General features: G+C 54.5%; 13 protein-coding genes and 1 pseudogene. 9 read left to right on the forward strand and 5 right to left on the reverse strand.

Annotated elements, in window-relative coordinates; all coding sequences use genetic code 11:
• Positions 1 to 30: 30 nt before the first annotated feature.
• The 4 genes from HMPREF2609_RS09360 to HMPREF2609_RS09370 all read right to left on the reverse strand — a co-directional run bounded on the left by HMPREF2609_RS09360 (position 31) and on the right by HMPREF2609_RS09370 (position 6,448).
• Entirely contained in the window at positions 31 to 354 is a 324-nt protein-coding gene (locus HMPREF2609_RS09360) for a glutaredoxin family protein (protein ID WP_246825638.1), read from the reverse strand.
• Between the two features lie 180 nt (positions 355 to 534).
• A complete protein-coding gene (locus HMPREF2609_RS10700; protein ID WP_005504750.1) occupies positions 535 to 633 on the reverse strand; it encodes a 30S ribosomal protein bS22 in 99 nt (32 codons plus the stop codon).
• A gap of 318 nt (positions 634 to 951) precedes the next feature.
• Positions 952 to 3,870: an FCD domain-containing protein gene (locus HMPREF2609_RS09365; RefSeq protein WP_070536540.1), complete on the reverse strand. Its 2,919-nt coding sequence runs from the start codon at positions 3,868 to 3,870 to the stop codon at positions 952 to 954.
• A gap of 109 nt (positions 3,871 to 3,979) precedes the next feature.
• A complete protein-coding gene (locus HMPREF2609_RS09370; RefSeq protein WP_070536543.1) occupies positions 3,980 to 6,448 on the reverse strand; it encodes an ArsR/SmtB family transcription factor in 2,469 nt (822 codons plus the stop codon).
• Between the two features lie 425 nt (positions 6,449 to 6,873).
• On the opposite strand from HMPREF2609_RS09370, the gene HMPREF2609_RS09375 reads away from it, so the two are divergent.
• Together HMPREF2609_RS09375 and HMPREF2609_RS09380 are read left to right on the forward strand one after the other, a co-directional pair.
• Positions 6,874 to 8,283, forward strand: a complete 1,410-nt coding sequence (locus HMPREF2609_RS09375) for a TrkH family potassium uptake protein (RefSeq protein WP_070536569.1) — start codon at positions 6,874 to 6,876, stop codon at positions 8,281 to 8,283.
• The gene (locus HMPREF2609_RS09380; RefSeq protein ID WP_004005437.1) at positions 8,276 to 8,938 is read left to right on the forward strand and encodes a potassium channel family protein; all 663 of its coding nucleotides are present in this window, start codon (positions 8,276 to 8,278) and stop codon (positions 8,936 to 8,938) included. Before HMPREF2609_RS09375 ends, HMPREF2609_RS09380 begins: the two co-directional genes overlap by 8 nt.
• Before the next feature lie 93 nt (positions 8,939 to 9,031).
• Here HMPREF2609_RS09380 and proC read toward each other — a convergent pair whose 3' ends face one another.
• A complete protein-coding gene (proC, locus tag HMPREF2609_RS09385; RefSeq protein WP_070536545.1) occupies positions 9,032 to 9,880 on the reverse strand; it encodes a pyrroline-5-carboxylate reductase in 849 nt (282 codons plus the stop codon).
• Between the two features lie 158 nt (positions 9,881 to 10,038).
• On the opposite strand from proC, the gene HMPREF2609_RS09390 reads away from it, so the two are divergent.
• From HMPREF2609_RS09390 to HMPREF2609_RS09420, 7 genes and pseudogenes are all read left to right on the forward strand, one after another.
• Positions 10,039 to 11,391, forward strand: a complete 1,353-nt coding sequence (locus HMPREF2609_RS09390; protein ID WP_246825639.1) for a chloride channel protein — start codon at positions 10,039 to 10,041, stop codon at positions 11,389 to 11,391.
• Positions 11,392 to 11,700: 309 nt separating this feature from the next.
• A complete protein-coding gene (locus HMPREF2609_RS09395; protein WP_037231202.1) occupies positions 11,701 to 11,898 on the forward strand; it encodes a hypothetical protein in 198 nt (65 codons plus the stop codon).
• Positions 11,899 to 11,978: 80 nt separating this feature from the next.
• Entirely contained in the window at positions 11,979 to 13,319 is a 1,341-nt protein-coding gene (locus tag HMPREF2609_RS09400) for a hypothetical protein (RefSeq protein WP_246825640.1), read from the forward strand.
• 434 nt (positions 13,320 to 13,753) lie between these two features.
• Positions 13,754 to 14,242, forward strand: a complete 489-nt coding sequence (locus tag HMPREF2609_RS09405) for a hypothetical protein (RefSeq protein ID WP_070536547.1) — start codon at positions 13,754 to 13,756, stop codon at positions 14,240 to 14,242.
• Positions 14,243 to 14,636: 394 nt separating this feature from the next.
• On the forward strand, positions 14,637 to 16,454 hold the full coding sequence (locus HMPREF2609_RS09410; protein WP_070536549.1) for a pentapeptide repeat-containing protein: 1,818 nt from the start codon (positions 14,637 to 14,639) through the stop codon (positions 16,452 to 16,454).
• A 227-nt stretch (positions 16,455 to 16,681) separates the two neighbouring features.
• The gene (locus tag HMPREF2609_RS09415; RefSeq protein ID WP_070536551.1) at positions 16,682 to 18,373 is read left to right on the forward strand and encodes a pentapeptide repeat-containing protein; all 1,692 of its coding nucleotides are present in this window, start codon (positions 16,682 to 16,684) and stop codon (positions 18,371 to 18,373) included.
• Between the two features lie 287 nt (positions 18,374 to 18,660).
• Positions 18,661 to 19,893 (forward strand): annotated as a pseudogene (locus HMPREF2609_RS09420) (hypothetical protein); the annotation flags it as partial.

Below are 19,893 nucleotides of genomic sequence, written 5' to 3' on the forward strand. Positions count from 1 at the left end.
CTACCCCAAAATATATTGCGAAGTGTTCGGTTAGCGGGCAAGTTTCTTGTCGAGAATCTTACGCATGCGTTTGGGGTTAATACGCCAAAAATCCTTCGCTTCGCCGTCGATGCGCAGCACCGGAATTTCGGTCTCGTGGCGTTTGAGCAGATCCGGGTTATCGGTAATATCGAGCTCGGTATAGTCCAGGCCGTATTCGGCGCAGATTTCGCTCACGGTTAGACGCGCATCCTCGCAGAGATGGCACCCGGGACGGGTCAAAAGTTCAATGACAGGTTCAGGCATAGTTCCCAGTGTATACCCGTGCAGCTTCTTGAGGTTCTGCCGCGCTGGCTTGTGTGCCCACGTCTGCACGCGATATATGTCCGATAGTTATATTCTCTCGCACCATGTGTTCTTGTTCGCACATATGCTCGGTCGGGAATATATACAGGTCAGAGCGCCATATCTAGGTTCATGCATTGGTGCGTCAGAGGCAAAACACCCCGCATCCTTGCGGTTGAACCTGCTGGATGCGGGGCGCAGAAGCCTTAATTACTTCTTATTGCGGCGCTGGTGGCGAGTCTTGCGAAGCAGTTTACGGTGCTTCTTCTTGGACATACGCTTGCGGCGCTTCTTAATAACGGAACCCATAGGATTTCCTCACTTTTCTAGACCCGGCCAAACCAAACCGGTTTGGTAGCTACCCGGGTATGTTTATACCGGTATAAACGCTCTAAAAGGCATTTTAGGCACAGCAGTACCCAAGCGTTTTGAGAACGCTACCTTCCTAGAGTACAAGGTAATAGCCTATTTTCACCATTTGAAGGACAGAAAACCTTCGATTTTGCGAACTTTCTCTCGCCCCCGATGTCTTTTCCACTGCAACGGATATACATGAGGCGGCGAGAACCACGGGTGCATACTCCCGAGTTCCCGCCGCCCCAAATGCCAAATGGTGGCGCGATAGCGCTAGTGGCGCCTCTTGCGGTTCTTCTTCCCCTTCGAGAGGGCACTGGCATCCTTAGAAGTACCGTTCTGAGCCGGTTTTTTAGCCTCGCTTGCGGATCCCTGCGTCTTAGCCTGCTTCTTCTGAGCAGCAGCCGCTTCCGCCGCATGCGCCCGCTCGACAGCTCCCAGCACGTCGAAGCCCTCAAAAGGATTCGGAGCACCGTTAGCGTCTACTGCCGTCAGGGCCTTCTTATTAGCGGATGCAGACTTTGAGGCGCTGCCTGCTACGGGCGCAGGCTTTTTCGTCTCGGGTTTCTTCGAAGCCGGTTTTGCTGATGCCTGGGCAATCTCCGAAGGCGACGGGGCGGGTTTTACCGGTGTTTTCTCGGTATCTGCCTGAGCCTTTTGCTTGGGTTGAGATTCCACAGGCTTATTCTTAGTTTCGTTCACCGCAGAAGCAACCGGAGTCGAATCGATACCGCTCAGATTAGCCGTTTCCGGGCGGGCAACCGCTGGAACGGGCTGCGGTATGGCTGCAGCCGCAACCGAAACATTCTTCGCCGGAGCCTGAGAATCTGAATCCTTGCGATTGGGGCGTTTAACCGCCACGGGCTCAGCGGTCGGGGTCGGCACCGAATCGGGCGAAGGCTCGTCCAGAGTAATCGCGCTCTGCAACTCAGAACGTATCTCTTCCGGAGTTTCCTCCAACTCGACATTCGCCGCCGCCCTCTGAACGGGCGCATCCGAAGGTTCTGACTTCACAGAGTCAGAAGAATCCGTCTGAGGAGTTTTTGCAGCGGGTTTCTCGTGCTTCGCCGAATCTATGCTCTGTGCAGGGGCGGATGCGGGTTTTTCCGCAGGCTTAGCAGTCTTCGAATCCGTCTTATCCGAAGGTGCTGCCTCCGGCGCGGGCTCGGCGCTCTTAGAAGTTGCATCGCTCGATGGCTTCGAGGGTTTCGGTGCCTCAGCAGGTTTGGGAGCCTCTGCCGCCTTCGCGGGCGATGGCTGAGCCGTTGGTTTCTTCGGTTCTGTGGAGGCTTCCCGCTCTTGCTCAGCCGCCGAAGACTTGTAGGCCTCGGCGGAGGCAGCGGCAGGGGTATCCTCAGATGATGAAGCAGAAGCGGACTTAGGCTCTACCTTGGGAGGTTCTGCCGCAAATTTCGCATTGTCTGCGGCTTTCTGCTCGGCCGCCTCTTGCGCCTCAACCAGCTTGACCGCCTGGGTATGCGGCAGATCAAGACCGAAGTAATGGCGGACGCGGCGAATCAGGCTGATGCGCTCGCTCGCGGGCTTCTCCGCTTTCTCCGGCTTTTCGGACTTGCGCGGTGAGAATTGCGAGGGTCGCACGGGCGGCACGTTTCGGCGCAGGGGTGCACGAATAACATCATCCTCCCCCTCAGCTTCGGTCTGGGGTGAGGTTCCGTTCTCGGCCTGCTGTCCCATGGTGCGCCACGGAATAAGGCCGGTCGCCACAAGTTCTTCGGCGGAGATTTTACCCACCGGAGCCTTCTCGACATAGACTTCCCGAATGTGTTCTTGTTCGTCGGGTGTCTCTTCAGCGTCTTTATCCTCGGTGCTTTCGGTCGAGTCTTCGTGAGAGGCAGAGTCGTCCTGCGCTTTGCCCTGTTTCTCTTCCGAAGACTTGGATTTTTCGGATCCATCAGCAGACTTGTCCGTAGCTTTTTCTGCCGTTATCTTTTCAGCAGGCTCTTTGTCCTGTGCCTCGTCAGATACAGACTCGCCGGGTTTTTCAACCGGCAGAACGTCATCCTCAAATTCGGGCTGCACGCTCTCAAGCTGGGGTTCGTGCGCCGCGGTTTCCTCCAGGGGATCGATCGGAGACTCGTGGGTGCTCTCGACGGTTTCCTGCTGCTCGGGAATGTCAGCCGTAGGAGTATCACCCATGTTCTCGGCGGATGCGGTTTCCCCTGCCTCGTCTTCCTCGAAGCCCATGGCCACCGGGGTCGGCACGCGCACACGCCCTTGACGACGGCGTGAAACGGTGCTTCCTTCACGAATAATTTTTGGAAGCTGCGCGGCCGGAGATTTCTCCTGCTCAGCCTTATATTCTGATTCGGGAATATTCTCGTCGGTATCCTGCTCTGGTTCCGCTTCCTCATGTTCTTCCACGTCAGCGTCGGATTCGGGCTCTTCGGAAGAATCAGTGCTTTCCTCGGAGTATTCCTCCTCCTGGAATTCCTCGTCGTCCTCAGAGGGGTCACCAGGCATACCGTTCGGGGTATTTGCCGCCTGATCCAGCTCTATGCCAGCTTCGGAGTATAGCTCTTGCAGCTGGTGGGCAATCAGTTCACGCGCGGTGCGGGCATCGCCGTCTTTGACAGCATCTACAATGGCACGGTTTTCCACCCGGATGCGCGTCATCGTGCTGCTCCACAGCGGCAAACGTCCCATAAGCGACAGCAGGGAATCGAAGGAAGACTGGCGGATCGCAACCAGCAAGCCCACGACCAGTTCGTTACCCGCCAAACGCACCAGCCGGTGGTGGAAGGTCAAAAGCTGGTCAAGAAACTCACCAATACTCAGAGTATCGTCTTGGAGCGTCTCAAGAGCTTCATCAACCTCATCAAATGAGACCTTGTCGGGGTCAATATTAGATACCGCCCAGCTCTCAAGCAGGATGCGGGTCTGCAGCATATCGCGGGTTGGGTAAAGCGATGTAGACATGTGCAGACGAATGGGTCCCGCAGCCGCAGCCGCCGGTTCCTCATAGAGATAAGGAATGATCTCTTTGCCGCGCCCAGAGTACAGGCGTATCAATTCCATATCTTCAAGGGTTTTGAGTGCATCTCGGGTTCGGGAACGCCCCACACCGATGGCGTGGGCAATCCGCTGATCGTCAGGAAGGCTTTGACCGAGCTGAATATTGCCTTCAAAAAGCTCGGTCTCAAGCCAGCGCAGAATCTTGCGATGAATAGCCAATGAGAACTCCGTTTATACGAGTTAGAAGTGGGATGCTATGAGAACCGTCGTGCACGCGTGCGGTCTATACCGCACAACACCACGAGACGTATGCTGTGAAATATCCATGTTACCGGCGCCTTCCGAAAACGCGTGAAAGCAGCCCGCGCGGGGGTTCTTTCGGGGTATCTGCAGTGCCGAATGCTGAGGTGTATTCCGTCTGTGTCTGGTACGGAAGTTCCTCGTTCTTACCAGATTTTTCGGATGCCGCACTCTTCGTCTTGTCAGAGGCATCGGCTGCCTCTTCGTCCTCTTGAGGACGGGCACCCTGCACGGAACTCATTTCCGGGGTAACGACGGGCAGCACCGCCGTGAAGGTCACGGAATCTGATTTGACCGGCGCATTCTCGGCGAGTTTAGCTTCCACTGCCTTAGCCTCTTCGGACTGTGCCTGCGTCATATTCTGTGCGGCGGCAGGGGCGGCTTCCGCTGGGGTTTCAGCACCCGATTTTTGCGGTTCCTGAACGGTTGACGATGACTCTTCCACCTGAGCCGCTGGCTTTTTCTCGGGCTCCTGAGTTTTTGCTGCAGCACCTGAGGAGGCGGTACCTTCGGCGAACCTAACCGTTGCGGGTTTTGCCGGTTCCTTGGTCTCAGGCGAGCCAGCGTTCCCCTGGCCCTTCTCGGCCTGCTTTTTCTGTGCAGTACCCTGTACCGCACGTTCCCCATTTTCCGTGCTCTTTTCGGCAGTGTCGATGCCGTAGCTCACGGTAGAAGATGTGCCGGGCTGGGTGGCGGTTTGTGCGTTGGTCGCAGTGGTTTCGGCGGGCTTATCCTCGGGTTTCTTCTCGGATGCAGCCGCCTGTATCGGGGATTCGGCGGGTTTCGCAGCCTGGGCTGGGGTTTCTTGAGAACCAGTGTGCGCTTCGGTTTTCGCACCGGGTTTTCCGGTATGCGCCTGCGCCGCCCGTTCCGAACCCGGCTTCGGGGCAGAAACCTCTTCACGGACCGATTGTGCCTGAGCCGATTCTGTTTTCGCGGCAGTTTGAGCCTGCGGCGAAGGTGATTCGGGTTTCTGAGGCTTTGTCTGAGCACTCTTGTGAGCATCCTTCACGGGCTTTTGCGCTTCGGCCTTCGCGGCGTGAGAGGTCTGTTTAGACTCGGCGGAGCTCGGTTTCACAGGCTTAGCACCCTCGGATTGCTGGGCAGGTTGCTGAGCGTCTGAAACGTGCGTGCGTTCTTGAGTCTGTGCCTCAGCGTGGAGCTGTTTCGTATCGTACGAACGCTCGGGAGCCTTAGCCGACTCGGTGCTCTTCACAGACGATTCAGCGTCCTTCTGAGCTGACGCGTCCTTGTCGGTCTTCTCGCTCTTTACTGCCTCCGGCTTTGCCTGTGCGGTCTTATCCTGCGACTTTGACCGGGGAACAAAGCCGCGAGCCTCGGGCGAGAACCCCTGCTGACCGTCATCAATTCCGTCGTCATACCCATAGGACTGCTGCGGTTTCTCCTGATAGGAAGACCCCGAAGGCGTGAAAGGACGCATGGGAATAAATTCGTTTTCCTCAACGGTTCCGGCGGTTTCTGTGCCCTCTTCCGATGCGGCGGGTGCCGCCTGCTGAGCGGGTTTTGACACGATGCGCGCAGCGGATTTAGTCGAGGTCTTCGGCCCCAGACCGGAGGTTACCGAGCTCTCGGCAGAACGTGTCTCATCATCAAAAATGGCGGGTTTTGCAATCGCGGCGGTCGTCGTCTTCTTCTTAGCAGACGATTCGCCCTCAGCGTGCGAATCATGAGCGCCAGCCTCGTGGGAAGCGCCCTGCCCATCGCGATCTTTCTGCCCGGAGTCCTTCTCGGCATCCCGCTCGCCCGAAGGGCTCGCTCCGGGCTTCACGCCAGCATTCGCGGAACCGGTAGAACCCGGGAAAGCCTCGAAACGCTTGCGCTGCGAAAGGGTCTTGGATACACGTTCCTGAGGCGTCGGCTCAGGCTGCTCAACGACGGAGGAGGATTCAACGGGCTGGGCGGGCGCATCCGAATCCGAGGTCTTATCTTGATCTTGTACATCTTGAGCATCGGCAGTGGCAGCTTCACCAGTGGTTTCATCGGTGGTTTTACCGGTAGTAGCTTTAGAGCGCTGCTCTGTATCTTGATCTTGCTGTTTTTGCTCGTTAGTCTCAGACTCGCCAGCGTGCGCAGTTTTCTCAGTCTTAGCCTCGGCGCTGGGCTTTTCAGTCTTGTCGGTTTTCGCGGTGTCATCGCCTGAGGATTCGACAACATCGACAACCTCAATCACGGAAGCCTGTTTAATCTGCGATTCCCGCTGTTCCTTCGTGCTGTGTGCAATCGCCTGTATATCGGCAACCCAGGCGGTGATCTCGTCAAATACTTCAGGGTTCAGTGAATAGAGGCGGCGCTGCCCCTCGACCAGCACGGTGACTGCCCGTGCCTCACGTAGAACCTTAAGGTGCTTTGAGATAGTGGGTTGGCTCATGTTCAAGTGCTCAACAACGGCACCAACAGTACGTGTTTGTTCAGCCAGAAGATGAACGATATTGCGGCGGGTGGGGTCCGCGATCACTGAAAAAACGTCTGATTGCATATAGCGATTATGACATATTTCGGCGTATGCTCGATACCTGTTTTATGGGTTCTAGCCCGAAACTACGCGGTTTTTCGCTAAGCTTTCCGCGTATATTACCAAATGCTCATAATATTCCGTTCTAGCTATATATCGTTTATGGCATATACACGCCCACACAGTGCATGCACCACAACAACCGTTCCAACATTATCCCTAGAAATACCTATGATGTTCCGCTCAGCTGCATGCCTGGGCGATACACTAGAGAAAGCTAAACATCCCCACCAAGACCGTACCCCGCCCAAACTCTGCGTACGATCGGAAAGGAGGCACCCGTGGGACGCTATCTACGTCGTCTGCGCGCGCATCAGCGCAAACGGGTGCGCGATTTTTCTGAGGGTCGCATCTCCACCGCTATCGGCAAAGTTCCGTCTACATCGCCGATGATGTATGAACAGGAAGAGGTCACTCGCCGCTTCAACCCCTTCGATATCCGAAGCTACGAGAAGCTGCGCAACCTTATTGATACGACTGTCTTCTCCTCACCTTCGCGAACCGCTATCGCGTCCTTCTTTCTGGTGATCATTTTCTTCACCGTAACGTTGAGCCTGCCGATTTCTTCGGTCACGGGCGAACCTGCGCCATTTCACCACGCATTCTTCACCGCCACCAGTGCGGTGACCGTGACCGGTTTGACGACCGTTTCAACAGCGGCCCAATGGTCAGTATTCGGGCAGGTTATGATTCTGCTCGCCTGTCAGATTGGTGGTTTAGGGGCGCTGACCATGACCTCGCTTCTTGCCCTGGCGATCGGGCGGAAAATGGGTTTGCGCTCTAAACTTATCGCGCAGGAAGAGCTCAGTATCGGGCGACTCGGTGAGGTCGGCAGCGTGCTTCGTACCGTCGCTTATACCTCAATCGGGATCGAATCGACGATCGCCCTCGTTCTTACCCCGCGTTTTCTGCTTCTTGGCGAGAATCTGCCCACCAGCCTGTGGCACGGTATTTTCTACGCCATTTCGTCCTTTAATAACGCCGGGTTCACCCCGCATTCCGATGGCTTAGTACCCTATGGACACGATTTTTTCGTGCTCGCACCCGTCAGCATCGCGGTGTTCTTGGGGGCACTCGGGTTCCCCGTGCTGATGACGATTCAGCAGAAACCCTTTCGGCCCCGCGACTGGACTCTAACGACCAAACTCACGGTGACGACCACGAGCATCCTGTTCGTGCTGGGTGCCCTGCTCTGGGGCATAGCCGAATGGGCAAATCCGCGTACTATCGGCAATTACGGTGCGGGTGAGAAAGTTCTCAGCTCGATTTTCGCTTCCATCATGACGCGCTCGGGCGGGTTCAACCTGGTCGACATGAACGATATCCGCCCGGTCACCGGCCTCATAACCGACGTGCTCATGTTTATCGGCGGCGGCTCAGCATCTACCGCAGGCGGCGTGAAAGTTACCACGATTGCCGTGATTATGCTTGCAATTATTGCGGAGGCACGCGGTGACCAATTCGTGATGACCTTCGGGCGCACGATCCCGGTGTCGGCGCTGCGCATCGCCATTTCGGTGACGATGATGAGTACCGGAATTGTACTTGTGGGCACCGGAGTTCTGCTGGCGATAACAGACCAGCCGCTCGTGCGCGTGCTCTTTGAGGTCATTTCCGCCTACGCAACCTGTGGACTGTCAAATGGGCTCTCTACGGAACTGCCGCCCTCGGGCATCTATGTGCTCTCCCTGCTTATGTTTATTGGGCGAATCGGCACCATTACTGCCGCCACCGGTTTGGCGCTGAGGTCTCGCCGCCGTCTGTATAAGTACCCCGAAGAAAGGCCCGTCATTGGCTAGTAACCATAACGCCCCCGTACTGATTATCGGGTTGGGACGGTTCGGTTCGGCGACCGCCGCCCAGCTTCACGCCCAGAATAAAGAGGTTCTCGCCATTGAGAAAGACCCCGAAATTGCGCAGAAATGGACGGGCGTACTCACCCACGTGGTCTCGGCAGATGCTCGCGATATTGACGCGCTCAGGCAGCTGGGTGCGAGCGATTTCGGGTCTGCGGTTGTGGGTGTGGGTACCTCGATTGAGGCTTCCGTGCTGATTACCGCGAACCTGGTCGATCTGGGGGTTGAGCGTATCTGGGCGAAGGCGATCACCCCCTCACACGGCAAGATTCTAGAGCGTATTGGCGCGCATCATGTTGTCTATCCGGAGGCGGACGCGGGCCGCCGCGCCGCACACCTGGTGTCGGGGCGCATGCTGGACTATATCGAGTTCGACGACGATTTTGCGATTGCCAAGATGCGCCCGCCGAAGGAAACTCACGGGTTCACCCTAGCCGAGTCGGATATTCGCGCGAAATACGGGGTGTCTGTGGTGGGTATTAAGTCTCCTGGCGAGGAGTTTACCTATGCGGATGCGGCAACGCGCATCCATTCCCGGGATATTCTGATTGTCTCGGGGCAGGTGGATCTGATCGAACGTTTCGCGGCACGCCCGTAGGTTCTGTCTTCCCCTTCTTCGTCATAAAAAGAGCCTTTATGTGAATAAAGGCTCTTTTTTATGTAGGGAGAGGTAGGCAGGAGAAGGCGGGGGCTAGTCAGCCGTGTACTGTTCGCTCAGCTCTGCGGAGCGGGCGGCGCAGGCGCGCATAGCATCCTCGGTGAGATCGAAAAGTCCCTTGTCAATAAAGGTATTGATAGCGCGCTCCGTGGTTCCATTCGGGCTGGTAACAGCCTTACGCAGGGCGGCGGCATCCGGGTTACTATCCAACAGGTACCCTGCTCCCGCAATCGTTGCGGATGCGAGCCTCTGTGCGGTCTCTTCATCCAGACCGAGCTTCACACCGGCACTCGCCATAGTCTCTGCCAGCAGGAACCCGTAGGCGGGGCCGGATCCCGAAACGGCGGTGACAGCATCCATCTGATCTTCTCGCACCCGCACTACTAGGCCTACGGTCTCTAGGATCTTCTCGGCGAGCGCAAGCTGCTTCTCAGTCACTGCCTCACTCACAGAGATCGCCAGCACACCCTTACCCACGCTTGAGGGCGTATTGGGCATGCAGCGGATCACCGGCTGACCCGCAGGAAGAGCCTTCTGCAATGTGTCAAGGGTGACTCCTGCCGCCACCGAAATGACGAGTGCATCCGGGGCGAGAGCGGGTGAAATTTCGCGTGCCAGTTCGACGATTCCATAGGGTTTAACCCCCAGAAGCACCACGGATGCGCCGCTGACTGCCTCACGGTTGGCTTCGGGCTTGAGCTCGCATCCGATCACGACGGCATCTCGCCCTTTAGGCCCCAACTGATGGCGCAGGCGGTCTATGGAGTTTTTGCTGCGCACGGTGGCGCGTATGGCCTCTGCGGGGTACCCGCCTGCGATGAGCCCGGCAGCGATGGAACCGTTCATGGAGCCGGTGCCGAGGAATGCTATATGTTCGGTCATCTTCGATCCTTACTGTCTGCTTCGTTCGTGTTACGGGGCGCATGCCGCCCGCACCACAGGGTATGTTATCTAGCATACAATCCAACACCGGATCCGGCGGCTCCCCGCATGTACTCCGGCACAAAAAGGGCTGCGGTTCGCGGCTAGAATGTAAAACGATGAAAACACGTCTGATTCGCTGTGCCCACCTTCTGCTGTGCACCGTGCTGATTGGCGCGGCCACCGGTGGCGGGGCGATTATTCTGCACTACCTCCTGGATATCATGCAGGAGCTCACGTTCGGGCATACGGAGGCGGAGCATCCGATCGTGACGGATCACAGCGATACTGTTCGACGTGTGCTGGTGTTGATCGCGGTGGGCGTGGTGGTCTCCATCATCTGGTTTTTACTTCAGCGGCGCACTAAGCTGGTGTCCATTAAGGCGCAGATTCGCGGCGAAACTCCGCAGGAGCGCCACCCGGGATTTCTACGGCAAACCCTGCACAGCCTCACTCAGATTGTGGCCGTGGGCGCGGGTGCGCCGGTGGGTAAAGAGGTTGCCCCGCGCGAGTTGGGTGCACTGTTTGCTGGGCGTCTGGCGGATCTAATGCGCATTCCGCAGACCGTGCGTCCGGTGTTGGTAGCCTCGGCTGCGGCGGCGGGTTTAGCGGCTGTGTACCAGGTTCCGGTGGGCGGTTTTGTTTTCCTGTTTGAGGCTCTCGGTTTAGCGCTGTCGCTGCGCAATATTTTCACGGGTGCGATCCTGATTTTTGTGGCAACCCGCACCGCGAATCTGGTTATTTCGGATGCGCCCACCTACCCCGTCCCGCAGCTGCAGACCACCGGTGAATCGCTGCTGCTCGCGGTTGTTCTTGGTCTGGCTATCACTCCCCTGGCGCTGTGGTTCCGGGCGGCGTCTCAACGCGCAGAGAGCCGCAAAACTACGAATCGGAACGTGCTCTGGCGGCTTCCTCTGGTACTTGCGTTGGTGGCGGTGACCTCGATTTTCCTGCCGGAGATTCTGGGGAACGGCCGCCCGCTGACCCAGCATATTTTCGATGCCGCATCCGGTTTATCTTCGGACTCCGGCAGGCTTGACGCGACAGCCTTAAGCCAGGCTCTTCTCTATGCTCTCGCACTGCTGGCAGCCAAAGCGATCTTGGTGGTGGCGAGCCTGCGCAACGGCGCCTACGGAGGCACGCTCACACCGGGGTTGGCGCTGGGTTCCGCCTGCGGTTTCGTGCTTACGGGCGCTCTAATCCTCGTGTTCCCGACGCTGATTCAGCTTCAATCGGGCGCGGGAGCGCTTCATGCATCAGAACTTCTCGGGACCGCCGGGCTACTGGGCGCGGTCACTTTCCTGAGCCTGTCGATGAACGCCCCGCTGAGTGCCTGCGCCCTGATTCTTGGGTTCGCCGGGCAAGACTGGCAGGCGTATGCGCCTTTCGCGGTAGCGGTCGGCACGGCATGGGGTGTCAAATACCTGTGGATGCGCTTAGGCAACAAAATACAGCCACCCCGCAAACCGTAACGCCTGGTCAGCGTTAAGACTCGGCTGGCTGAGCACATGTAAGGGGAATTTCGCGTGCTTTACGCGTGTCGCACAAACGGTATGCACGGGTTTCTTGCGTGGATGCGGCTATAATAATTTACTTTACAGTGCATCTATTTTAGGTGTGTTCAGATTCTTCTACCGCCGTCGGTTTCATGCCTACGGTACTGCGGGCAAAGATTCACCGGGTTTTCCGGGCAATGCACACACCCGAAAGAGGGTGCCTGCCGCGCATCCGACTGCAGGCTCAAGCTCGACTATACATATGGTGTTGTGCAAGGTAACTTCGTGTTGTACGCTGACTTGGAGATATCTCTCGCTATCCTTAAAGAGCCCAATATTTCCGGGGTGTTTAGGCAACTCGTGCCCGTTTTGGGTACTATTGCAGAGGTTATCCCGCGAAATTCCAGTTCGCAGCCTAGCCATACCGCTGACCGCGCCTTAGCTGAGCTCTTACCGGTGCCTAGCACCCGCTGGATTTTCTAGGCGGAAAACCACCCCGCCCGCACCAGCTCGACACCTGCCCACAGACTTTAACACCAGCCACAGCATCCGAGGGAGACACGATGAGCGATAAGAATCCTCATACCTCTGAGCGCATACAGGATTCGCACCACCAGGGAGGTGCGCCTTTCAGCAATCCTCGACGCTCTCAGACTTCGACGACTGTGCAGCACGTGCAGGAAGAATCACCTGCCCAAAACTCGCTGCCCCCTCAGGATGCTGGGCCGGATGCACCCGCCCAGACCCCGCAGGCAGCGCAGGGTCCGCAAGGCGCGAAGACTCAAGAGCCCGCTCAGAAATCTGCTGAGAGCGCTCACACCGCCCAATCCACGCCGTGGGGCTCACAGACCTCAAAGCCCCAGCCTGCCCAGGCCGAGAACGCTCAACCCGCCGCCGTTGAGATCGATACGAACACCCCTGCGGATGCGCTTCCCCAGAGCATTTCACGCCCGGATGCTGACGAGGCTGTGCACCACGAAAATACGCAGACCCGTCAGCTTCCGGTGCAGAGCCGACCTGAGCAGGGCCCGCTGAGCTCGTATCTTTCGGAGAAACCACAGGATTCTGAGGCTCCTGATCCTGCCGCTGCACACGCGGAGGCACCGGAGGCTGAACCTGCCGATAACATTCCTCAGTCCATCTCGCGCCCGGACGCTGACGAGGCTGGCGACGCGGAAGACGTGAGAACCCGCCAGCTTCCCGCTCAGGCCCAGGAACAGGGCGCATTCCCGTCCATCGCCGATACGATGTCTGCCGCTCGGGCAGAGCGCGGGTCTAGTGTCCCTGCCGACTCCACCGCATCCGAGGCGCAGGCTCCCGCAGAGAAAACCGGGGCTAAGAAGGTCTATGAAGACACCATGCCCGCATCCGCAATTCCGATCATTACGGCGAACACCCCAGCGGTATCGGTCGGGGCACCGGCAAGCGGTCAGATAGCCGCAACTACAGGGGCGGTGCCTGCGGGTGCCGAGAAAACCCCCGAGCAGAAACGTTCGCGCGAGCTCAAGACCATTGTTACGGTGACCGCGATTCGTACCGTTCTGCTTGCCGCGTGCCTGGTGATGTATGGCTTCGGCTTTGGTGGCGGCGGAACCTTCAACATGATGCTCGGCTACGGCGGCGCAGTGTATATGCTCGTGCAGATTGCGGCGTGTATTTTCGCGGTGCGCTCGAAGTCTACGAAGGGCATGCGCATCCTGAATGGAATTAGCGCCGGATTGGGTATTATTCTGCTGATCGTCACGGCGATCGTCTATGCTGGCTGGTCGGGTGAAGATTCTTCAGCCGGGGCCTATATCTTCATCATGGCAGATATTATTCTGAGCGTGATTATTGCTTCGGCTCGGTCAATCATCGAGCAGCCGAAGGACGACGTTGAACCCGAGAGGTTAGCACGCGAATAGGCGGTCGTTTTCTCACAGTCTAAGGTCGGATGCGCCGGGTACGATCCTGGCGCATCCGACTTTTGTGTACACTCCTGTGAAAACACCAGACTCTACGGCGGAAAACTATCGGCTGGCACGGTTTGGGACTAAATGCCTGTGTACCCCGTCAAAGGACTGCAGACACTTCTAGTCCTAGAAAAACCTGCCTAATCGGCCGATTTGTTACAGACTGTGACGTCATGCCTTGTTTACTAGACACTCGTGCTTCTTCCCCGGTATAGCGCCTTCAAACCCTCGATTGAACATGTGTATATCTGAGCTGTATTTAGCTTACGAACATTAAGTTTTGATAAATCATCCCTGAGTATGAGGGTTTTTAATGCCGCAAAGGCATAATATAGAAATTAAACCTATACACCAGACATGCTTGCGAACCATATTTTGGGGGAATCATGAGCACACGAGCAGCATCTGCGGGAGCGTACACCGCCTTAGGTGGCGTTGAGCGTGCGCACGGCATCCCGCAGCGTGGCTCGGGTGAGGTTACCTTCAGGCATACGTTGGCATCCGTGGGGTACACGGTACGCGTTCTGTTTATGGTATTCCCGTATGTGATGACGTTCTTCGCGCTTCTGGTGAGTGGCGATTTGACTAGCGACTGGAGCCACATACTGTTCCACCCGATGGGGCAGTTCATTCTGGTATACGCGCTGGGGCATATTGTTGCGAATGTGTGCTTCAATTTTCGGATGGGCACCGGGCTGGTGCGGTCCGTCAATGCTTTGGGCGCGGTACTGTGTGTGGCGGTTTCTCCGCTGTGGTTCCGACTGCTTACGAGCGGTAACCTGGCGCTGGATGCGCTGTGGACGCTCACGATCGTGCCCCTTGAGTTTGTGGCGTGCTTGGCGTATTACATGCACGCGGTACGGAGGGATGGGTAGACCCCTCCAGACCCTCGCACAGTGTCAGTGAGAGCACCTCCCTAGTGAGCACCCGACGTTCGTTCTTCCGTCGGGTGCTCACTCTCTGTCCGAAACTTTTCGCAGTGGTACCAAAGTGGGAGCGAAAAATTACATCGGGAACAGGAACACGGTCTTCGCTTCTGGATTTTAGACACCCCGCATATTCTCGCGCGTAACAGCGCATAAGAGCGGGTAAAAGCTCCACCTGTTAAGTGCAGTGATACCAAAATAACGCCTTGTCACGGAATATTGGAACACTGTTTATGTGGCGTGGGGTGTCTCAGATTCAACTTAAAGGTGTAAAATTCCTGCTGAAGACTAGCTCTACGACAAGTACGGCATTAGACACCCACTCGCCACAAGGAGCCCCGTCATGGACGACCACCGCCTCAACGCAGAGTCACGCATACAAAGCATTACAGAACCGCCGCTTTTAGAACCTTCTAAGCCGCGGACTGCCAGACCTATCGCCTGGTCGATTCTTATATGTGCGATTCTCTGCGTAATAGCCGCAATTATTATTCCATTCCTCACCAAACAAACCACTCTCTCACTTGTGCTGTATGCGATCGGCGGTGTGCTCACAGTTCTCGCACTCATCGTATTCACCCGCCGGAACCTGCCAAGCGTGGCGACGGTCGCCCACAAAAGCGTTGATATTTTTGGCGTTACACGTGCAGAACGCGAGTCTATTTACCAGCAAGCTACCGCTCAGCTTGAGGATCAGAATGCGAAAACGCGGCAGAAAAGTCTCTATACCTTTCTTGCGCTTGTCGATAAATGCCTTGAGGACGAAACTTTAAGCTACGAAGACCGCAATAAGGAGGGGCAGCGCATTGTCAATAAGATCAGCGGGTACATTCAGTCTCCGCCGATTTTTGACCCGCACGCCTTAGAGTTTGCATACGGCGCATTTCACGCAAAGAGCGCCCTTCTGCGTGAAGAAGCTGAGCTGCGTTTCGGTCTGATGCAGCAGATCCGTGACCGTCTGCGCGCCCCCTCGGATGCGGGCGGATACCAGGATGGTCCGTGGACGAACTTTGAATACGATTTTTCGGGAAGCACCTTCTTCTACCCCATCGAGTTCAGCCGAGTCTTCTTCAATAAGACCGCCGATTTCAGCGGGTGCACCTACATGCACGAAGCCGATTTTAGCGGCACGATCTACCGTAACTGGGCGGATTTCCGCGGCTCTACCTATCTGGCGCACGCGAACTTTAGCGGGTCTTCGTACCACGGTGCGGCATCGTTGAACGATTCCGTATACCGCAGCACCGCAGACTTTAGCGGCAACCTGTACCTGGATCAGGCAAACTTTAGCGGATCTACGTACCATGATGCGGCAACTTTCGTGAATTCCACATACCGCAACTGGGCGGTGTTCCGTAACTCAACGTACCTTGGCGCGGCGGATTTCAGCGGTTCTGTTTATCATAATCAGGCGAACTTCCATAACTCCGTCTATACCGGCGCGGTAACCTTCAACAACTCCGTCTATCATAATCAGGCGAACTTCCATAACTCCGTCTACACGCAGGTGGCAAGTTTTGGCGACTGCACCTATCACCGGGCGGATTTCAGCGGGTCTGTCTACACGGACGACGTGCATTTCAATAACTGCCGTTACGGTGGCGATGTGTACTTCCGCCGATCTGTCTATAACGGTTGGGCCGATTTTCAGGGTTCGGTGTACAGCAAGTGGGCGAATTACACGAGCTCGCTATACTACGGTCTGGCGGGGTTCCAGAACTCGACGTATGCCGACAAGGCGCTCTTTAGGGGTTCCGTGTATGGTCATGCGGTAACCTTCCAAGGTTCTGTCTTTACCGGCGCGGCACCCGCTTTCATGAATGTTGAGGCGTGGGCGCAGTATATTTCGTTCTTCGCACCGACAGAGAATGTCTTCTCTCTGGGACAGGGCTACACTATCGATACCGGTGCCTCCGGGCTGCCGAGCGAGTGCCCGCCGCTGGCTGTGGAGCATAGGCAGTATTTGGCGCATAAGAATGGAGAGCTGCAGGAGATCACCCGGCATCTTCACGGCGACGATGCGCACAGCACCGATAGGCTGGGTCTAACCAAGGAACTTTCGGGCAGGCTGAAGTCTACCGTTGAGGAACTGCACGCTTGGCGCGAGAAGATCACGACGATCCCGCTGCAGGAGCAAGACCGCCAGCAGGTAGGGGTTTAGGGGGTTCCTCTCCCCTGTCTCTTGCGCTTCTTGCGTAAAAAGGCTCTTTATTCGAATAAAGCGTACTTTTCGCCTCTTTATTCGGATAAAGAGCCTTTTTTAGCGGCTGAAATCTGGAGGCGGCGAAGAATATACCAATCAGCAACCAGAAATTTCTGCGGCACACCCGAAAGGTGCGGTAGGGTGGGAAAGGAACACATCGCTCACTCATAGGGAATAGATAGTCGATGCCAGAAGAACACGAAGACGTAGAGACTAAATCACCTAATAGTCCAGAGGTATATCAACAAACCAAGTTTATGGCGTGGTTTGAGAAGGCTTTTCCGTGGCTTCTAGTTGGTGTAGCAGCGCTCGGTCTAACTCTCATGATTTTTCTACCGGGTGTTTTCTTCCAAAAGGAAACGGCTGAACAGCTTAAAGCGCAAAGTGACCTACGTTTAGCGCTCCTTTACACAACCGGCGGTGCGATCGCTGCACTTGGTCTACTTGAGACCTACCGTAAGAATACCAACGACCGCGCCAAAGCAAATGCAGATATTAAAGCCGCCTTTAAAAACCAAGACCATCAGACGAAAGTTCTCAAAGAACAGATCCGGCAATTCGATGAAAATGCTTTCAAAGAACGTAAAGCAGAACGGCGAGAACGGTACACCAAAGCGGTAGAACAGCTCGGAAGCAAGGAAGCACCTGTCCGTATGGGTGGCGTATACACGCTCGTTGGACTTGTAGATGAATGGCTGGAAGAAATGAACTTAGGATATAGAGAACGACTCAAAGAAGGGCAGGTTATCGTCAATAACCTCTGCGCCTATATCCGTTCTCCATTCACTCTTGCTGCCCGATATGATGAGTTACCTGAAGATAACCCTTCGTCTGATGGGATTTATAAAGATAATCAGCAGAAATTCTATGCAGACAAAGCAACATTAGATTCTGAAGCAGACGTTCGTCTAGGAATTATTAAAGAAATTCACGACCGCTTAAAAGGTCCAGGGGGAAAAGACTCGGGCACATGGTCAAATTTTGAATATGATTTCTCAGGAAGCGTCTTCTTCTATCCTGTAGATCTTACAAAATCTTATTACAAAAAACCTGTTACGTTCGGCAGATCCATCTACCAAGGCAAGGCTGACTTCAGCGGCTCCACTTATCAGGAAGATGTTACGAGTTTCCACTCCATCTACAAGGTTGAGGCTAACTTCGCCGATTCCACCTACCAGGGTCAGGCTAACTTCGCCGATTCCACATACCAGGACTGGGCTGACTTCACCGATTCCACCTACCAGGGTCGGGCAAACTTTCGCGGTTCCACATACCAGGACTGGGCTGACTTCAGCGACTCTACCTACACGGGCGTGGTTGACTTTAGTGGCTCCACCCACCAGAACTGGGCTGACTTCAGCCGCTCCATCTACCAATATAAGGTTGACTTCCGCGACTCCACCTACCAAGGAACGGTTCGTCTCATTCGCTTCATCTGCCCAGCACCGGCTAACTTTAGTGAGTCTATTTTTTATAGTGAAACTTATTTTGGTAAAGACGGATACAATAACAGCTCTTCTTGTTTTACAAACCACGCCCCTCAATTTTATGACAAGAAGAAGCGCAAGAATACGCTTTTTGGGTCACATAATAATGATTTCACAGTAGATATCGATAAAGGTTATCCTATTGACCTAGATTCCAAAGGTATACCCCTTAAATGTAAATTCCTTACTTCAGAGCAGATAGAATACCTTGAAGGTAAACTCCAAGAAATAGAAAAAATAAATGATAAACTTTTTGAGGTGAAAGACCCCAAAGAAAAGGCAGAGATCTCAGAAAAATTGCGAGATCTTAACAATGAACTCCACAAATGGCGGAAGAAAGTCACCACAGTAAAAGTGGAGGGCGCAGAACCCGGAGAGAAAGATAACTAGCCGCCTGAAAGATTCACGGCCTTCACTTCCTGCCGTATGAGAACATTAAGATCCTAGTGTGCCGTTTGTCCTGTAGGGGTTTGTTCGCGCTGGCGTGGCTGGCTTGTTTCGGCGACAGGGTTCAACCCGCAACACCCTAAATATGCGTAGGACTGAGCCGTTACCTACCTACTCAACAAAGATTTGCAGGTAAACCTTGGGTCAAAATTCAGGAAAATCTGAAAGACGAGCTGAAGATGCGGTAGGGTGGTATTTGCACACACTCACAGCAAGGAGTCTACTCACCTATGAGCGATAAAAAACAGCCGGAAACAGAGCAGCCTAGACAACAGAACAAAGGCTGGTCGTGGGGTAAATGGATTATTATGATAGTCCTCGGAGTTTTTTCCCTTTTTATCTGTTGGCTTTATTTATCTCCCGAGTTTATCTGTTGGCTCCGCTTATTTCCCAAGCAATGGTCCACCAAAAAACACATATGGTTACAACTATATCTAGGAGCCCTAGCTGTTGCAGGCGTGGTAGCTTTATGTAAACCACAAATTATTACTTCGAGCTCTGAAAAATATTTTATTACCAGAGTTCTTACCACTGGCATTACAGGTGGGGCATTTGCTCTTCTTTTACCCATAGCTGTCAAAAGCACTACAACAGGTGTTGGCGGGCTACGACACTCTATTCTACTAGCAACCGGTGGTCTTCTCGCGATCCTTACCTTGGGTGAGACTCGTCGTAAAAACGATATCGACAAGCACAAGAACGATCAGGAAAAAGATAAAAACGACAAGGATTACCGGCGACAGGTTAGGGCAGAACGCCGAGAACGGTACACCAAAGCGGTAGAGCAACTGGGCGATGAGAAAGCACCTATTCGTATGGGTGGTGTATATACACTTGTAGGTCTCGTAGATGAGTGGCTTGAAGACGAGTCTATAAAAAAATATGAAGATAGACTCAAAGAAGGACAGGTTATCATCAATAACCTCTGTGCTTATATTCGTTCTCCATTTACTCTTGCCTCTCGTTATTATGAGCTATCGCAAGATACTCCTACAACTGAGGTGATTTACAAAAATGATCAACAGAAATCACATAAGAAATGGCAGATTATTAGCAGTAATCTGTACGCCTGTATCCGTTCTCGGTTTACTCCTAATTCTCACCATGATGAGTTATCTAAAGATAACCCTACAGATTTCTACAAAGATAAGGAGCAGGAATTCTATGCAGACAAAGCGATGTTAAAATCTGAAGCAGATGTTCGCTGCGGTATTATTAAAGAAATTCACGACCGCTTACAAGGCCCAGAAGAAAATACTCCGGGTAAATGGTCAGATTTTGAATATGATTTCTCAGGAAGTACATTTTTCTATCCTGTAGACCTCATAAATTCTTACTACAAAAAATCTGTTAATTTCTGTGGGTCACACTATTATAAAGAAGTAAATTTCAGCGGATCACACTATTACAAGGAGGTAAATTTCAGCGGCTCTACCTATGAGAAAGATGCTACTTTTAGCACT

It is taken from the genome of Rothia sp. HMSC058E10, assembly GCF_001809415.1.
Lineage (GTDB): Bacteria > Actinomycetota > Actinomycetes > Actinomycetales > Micrococcaceae > Rothia > Rothia dentocariosa.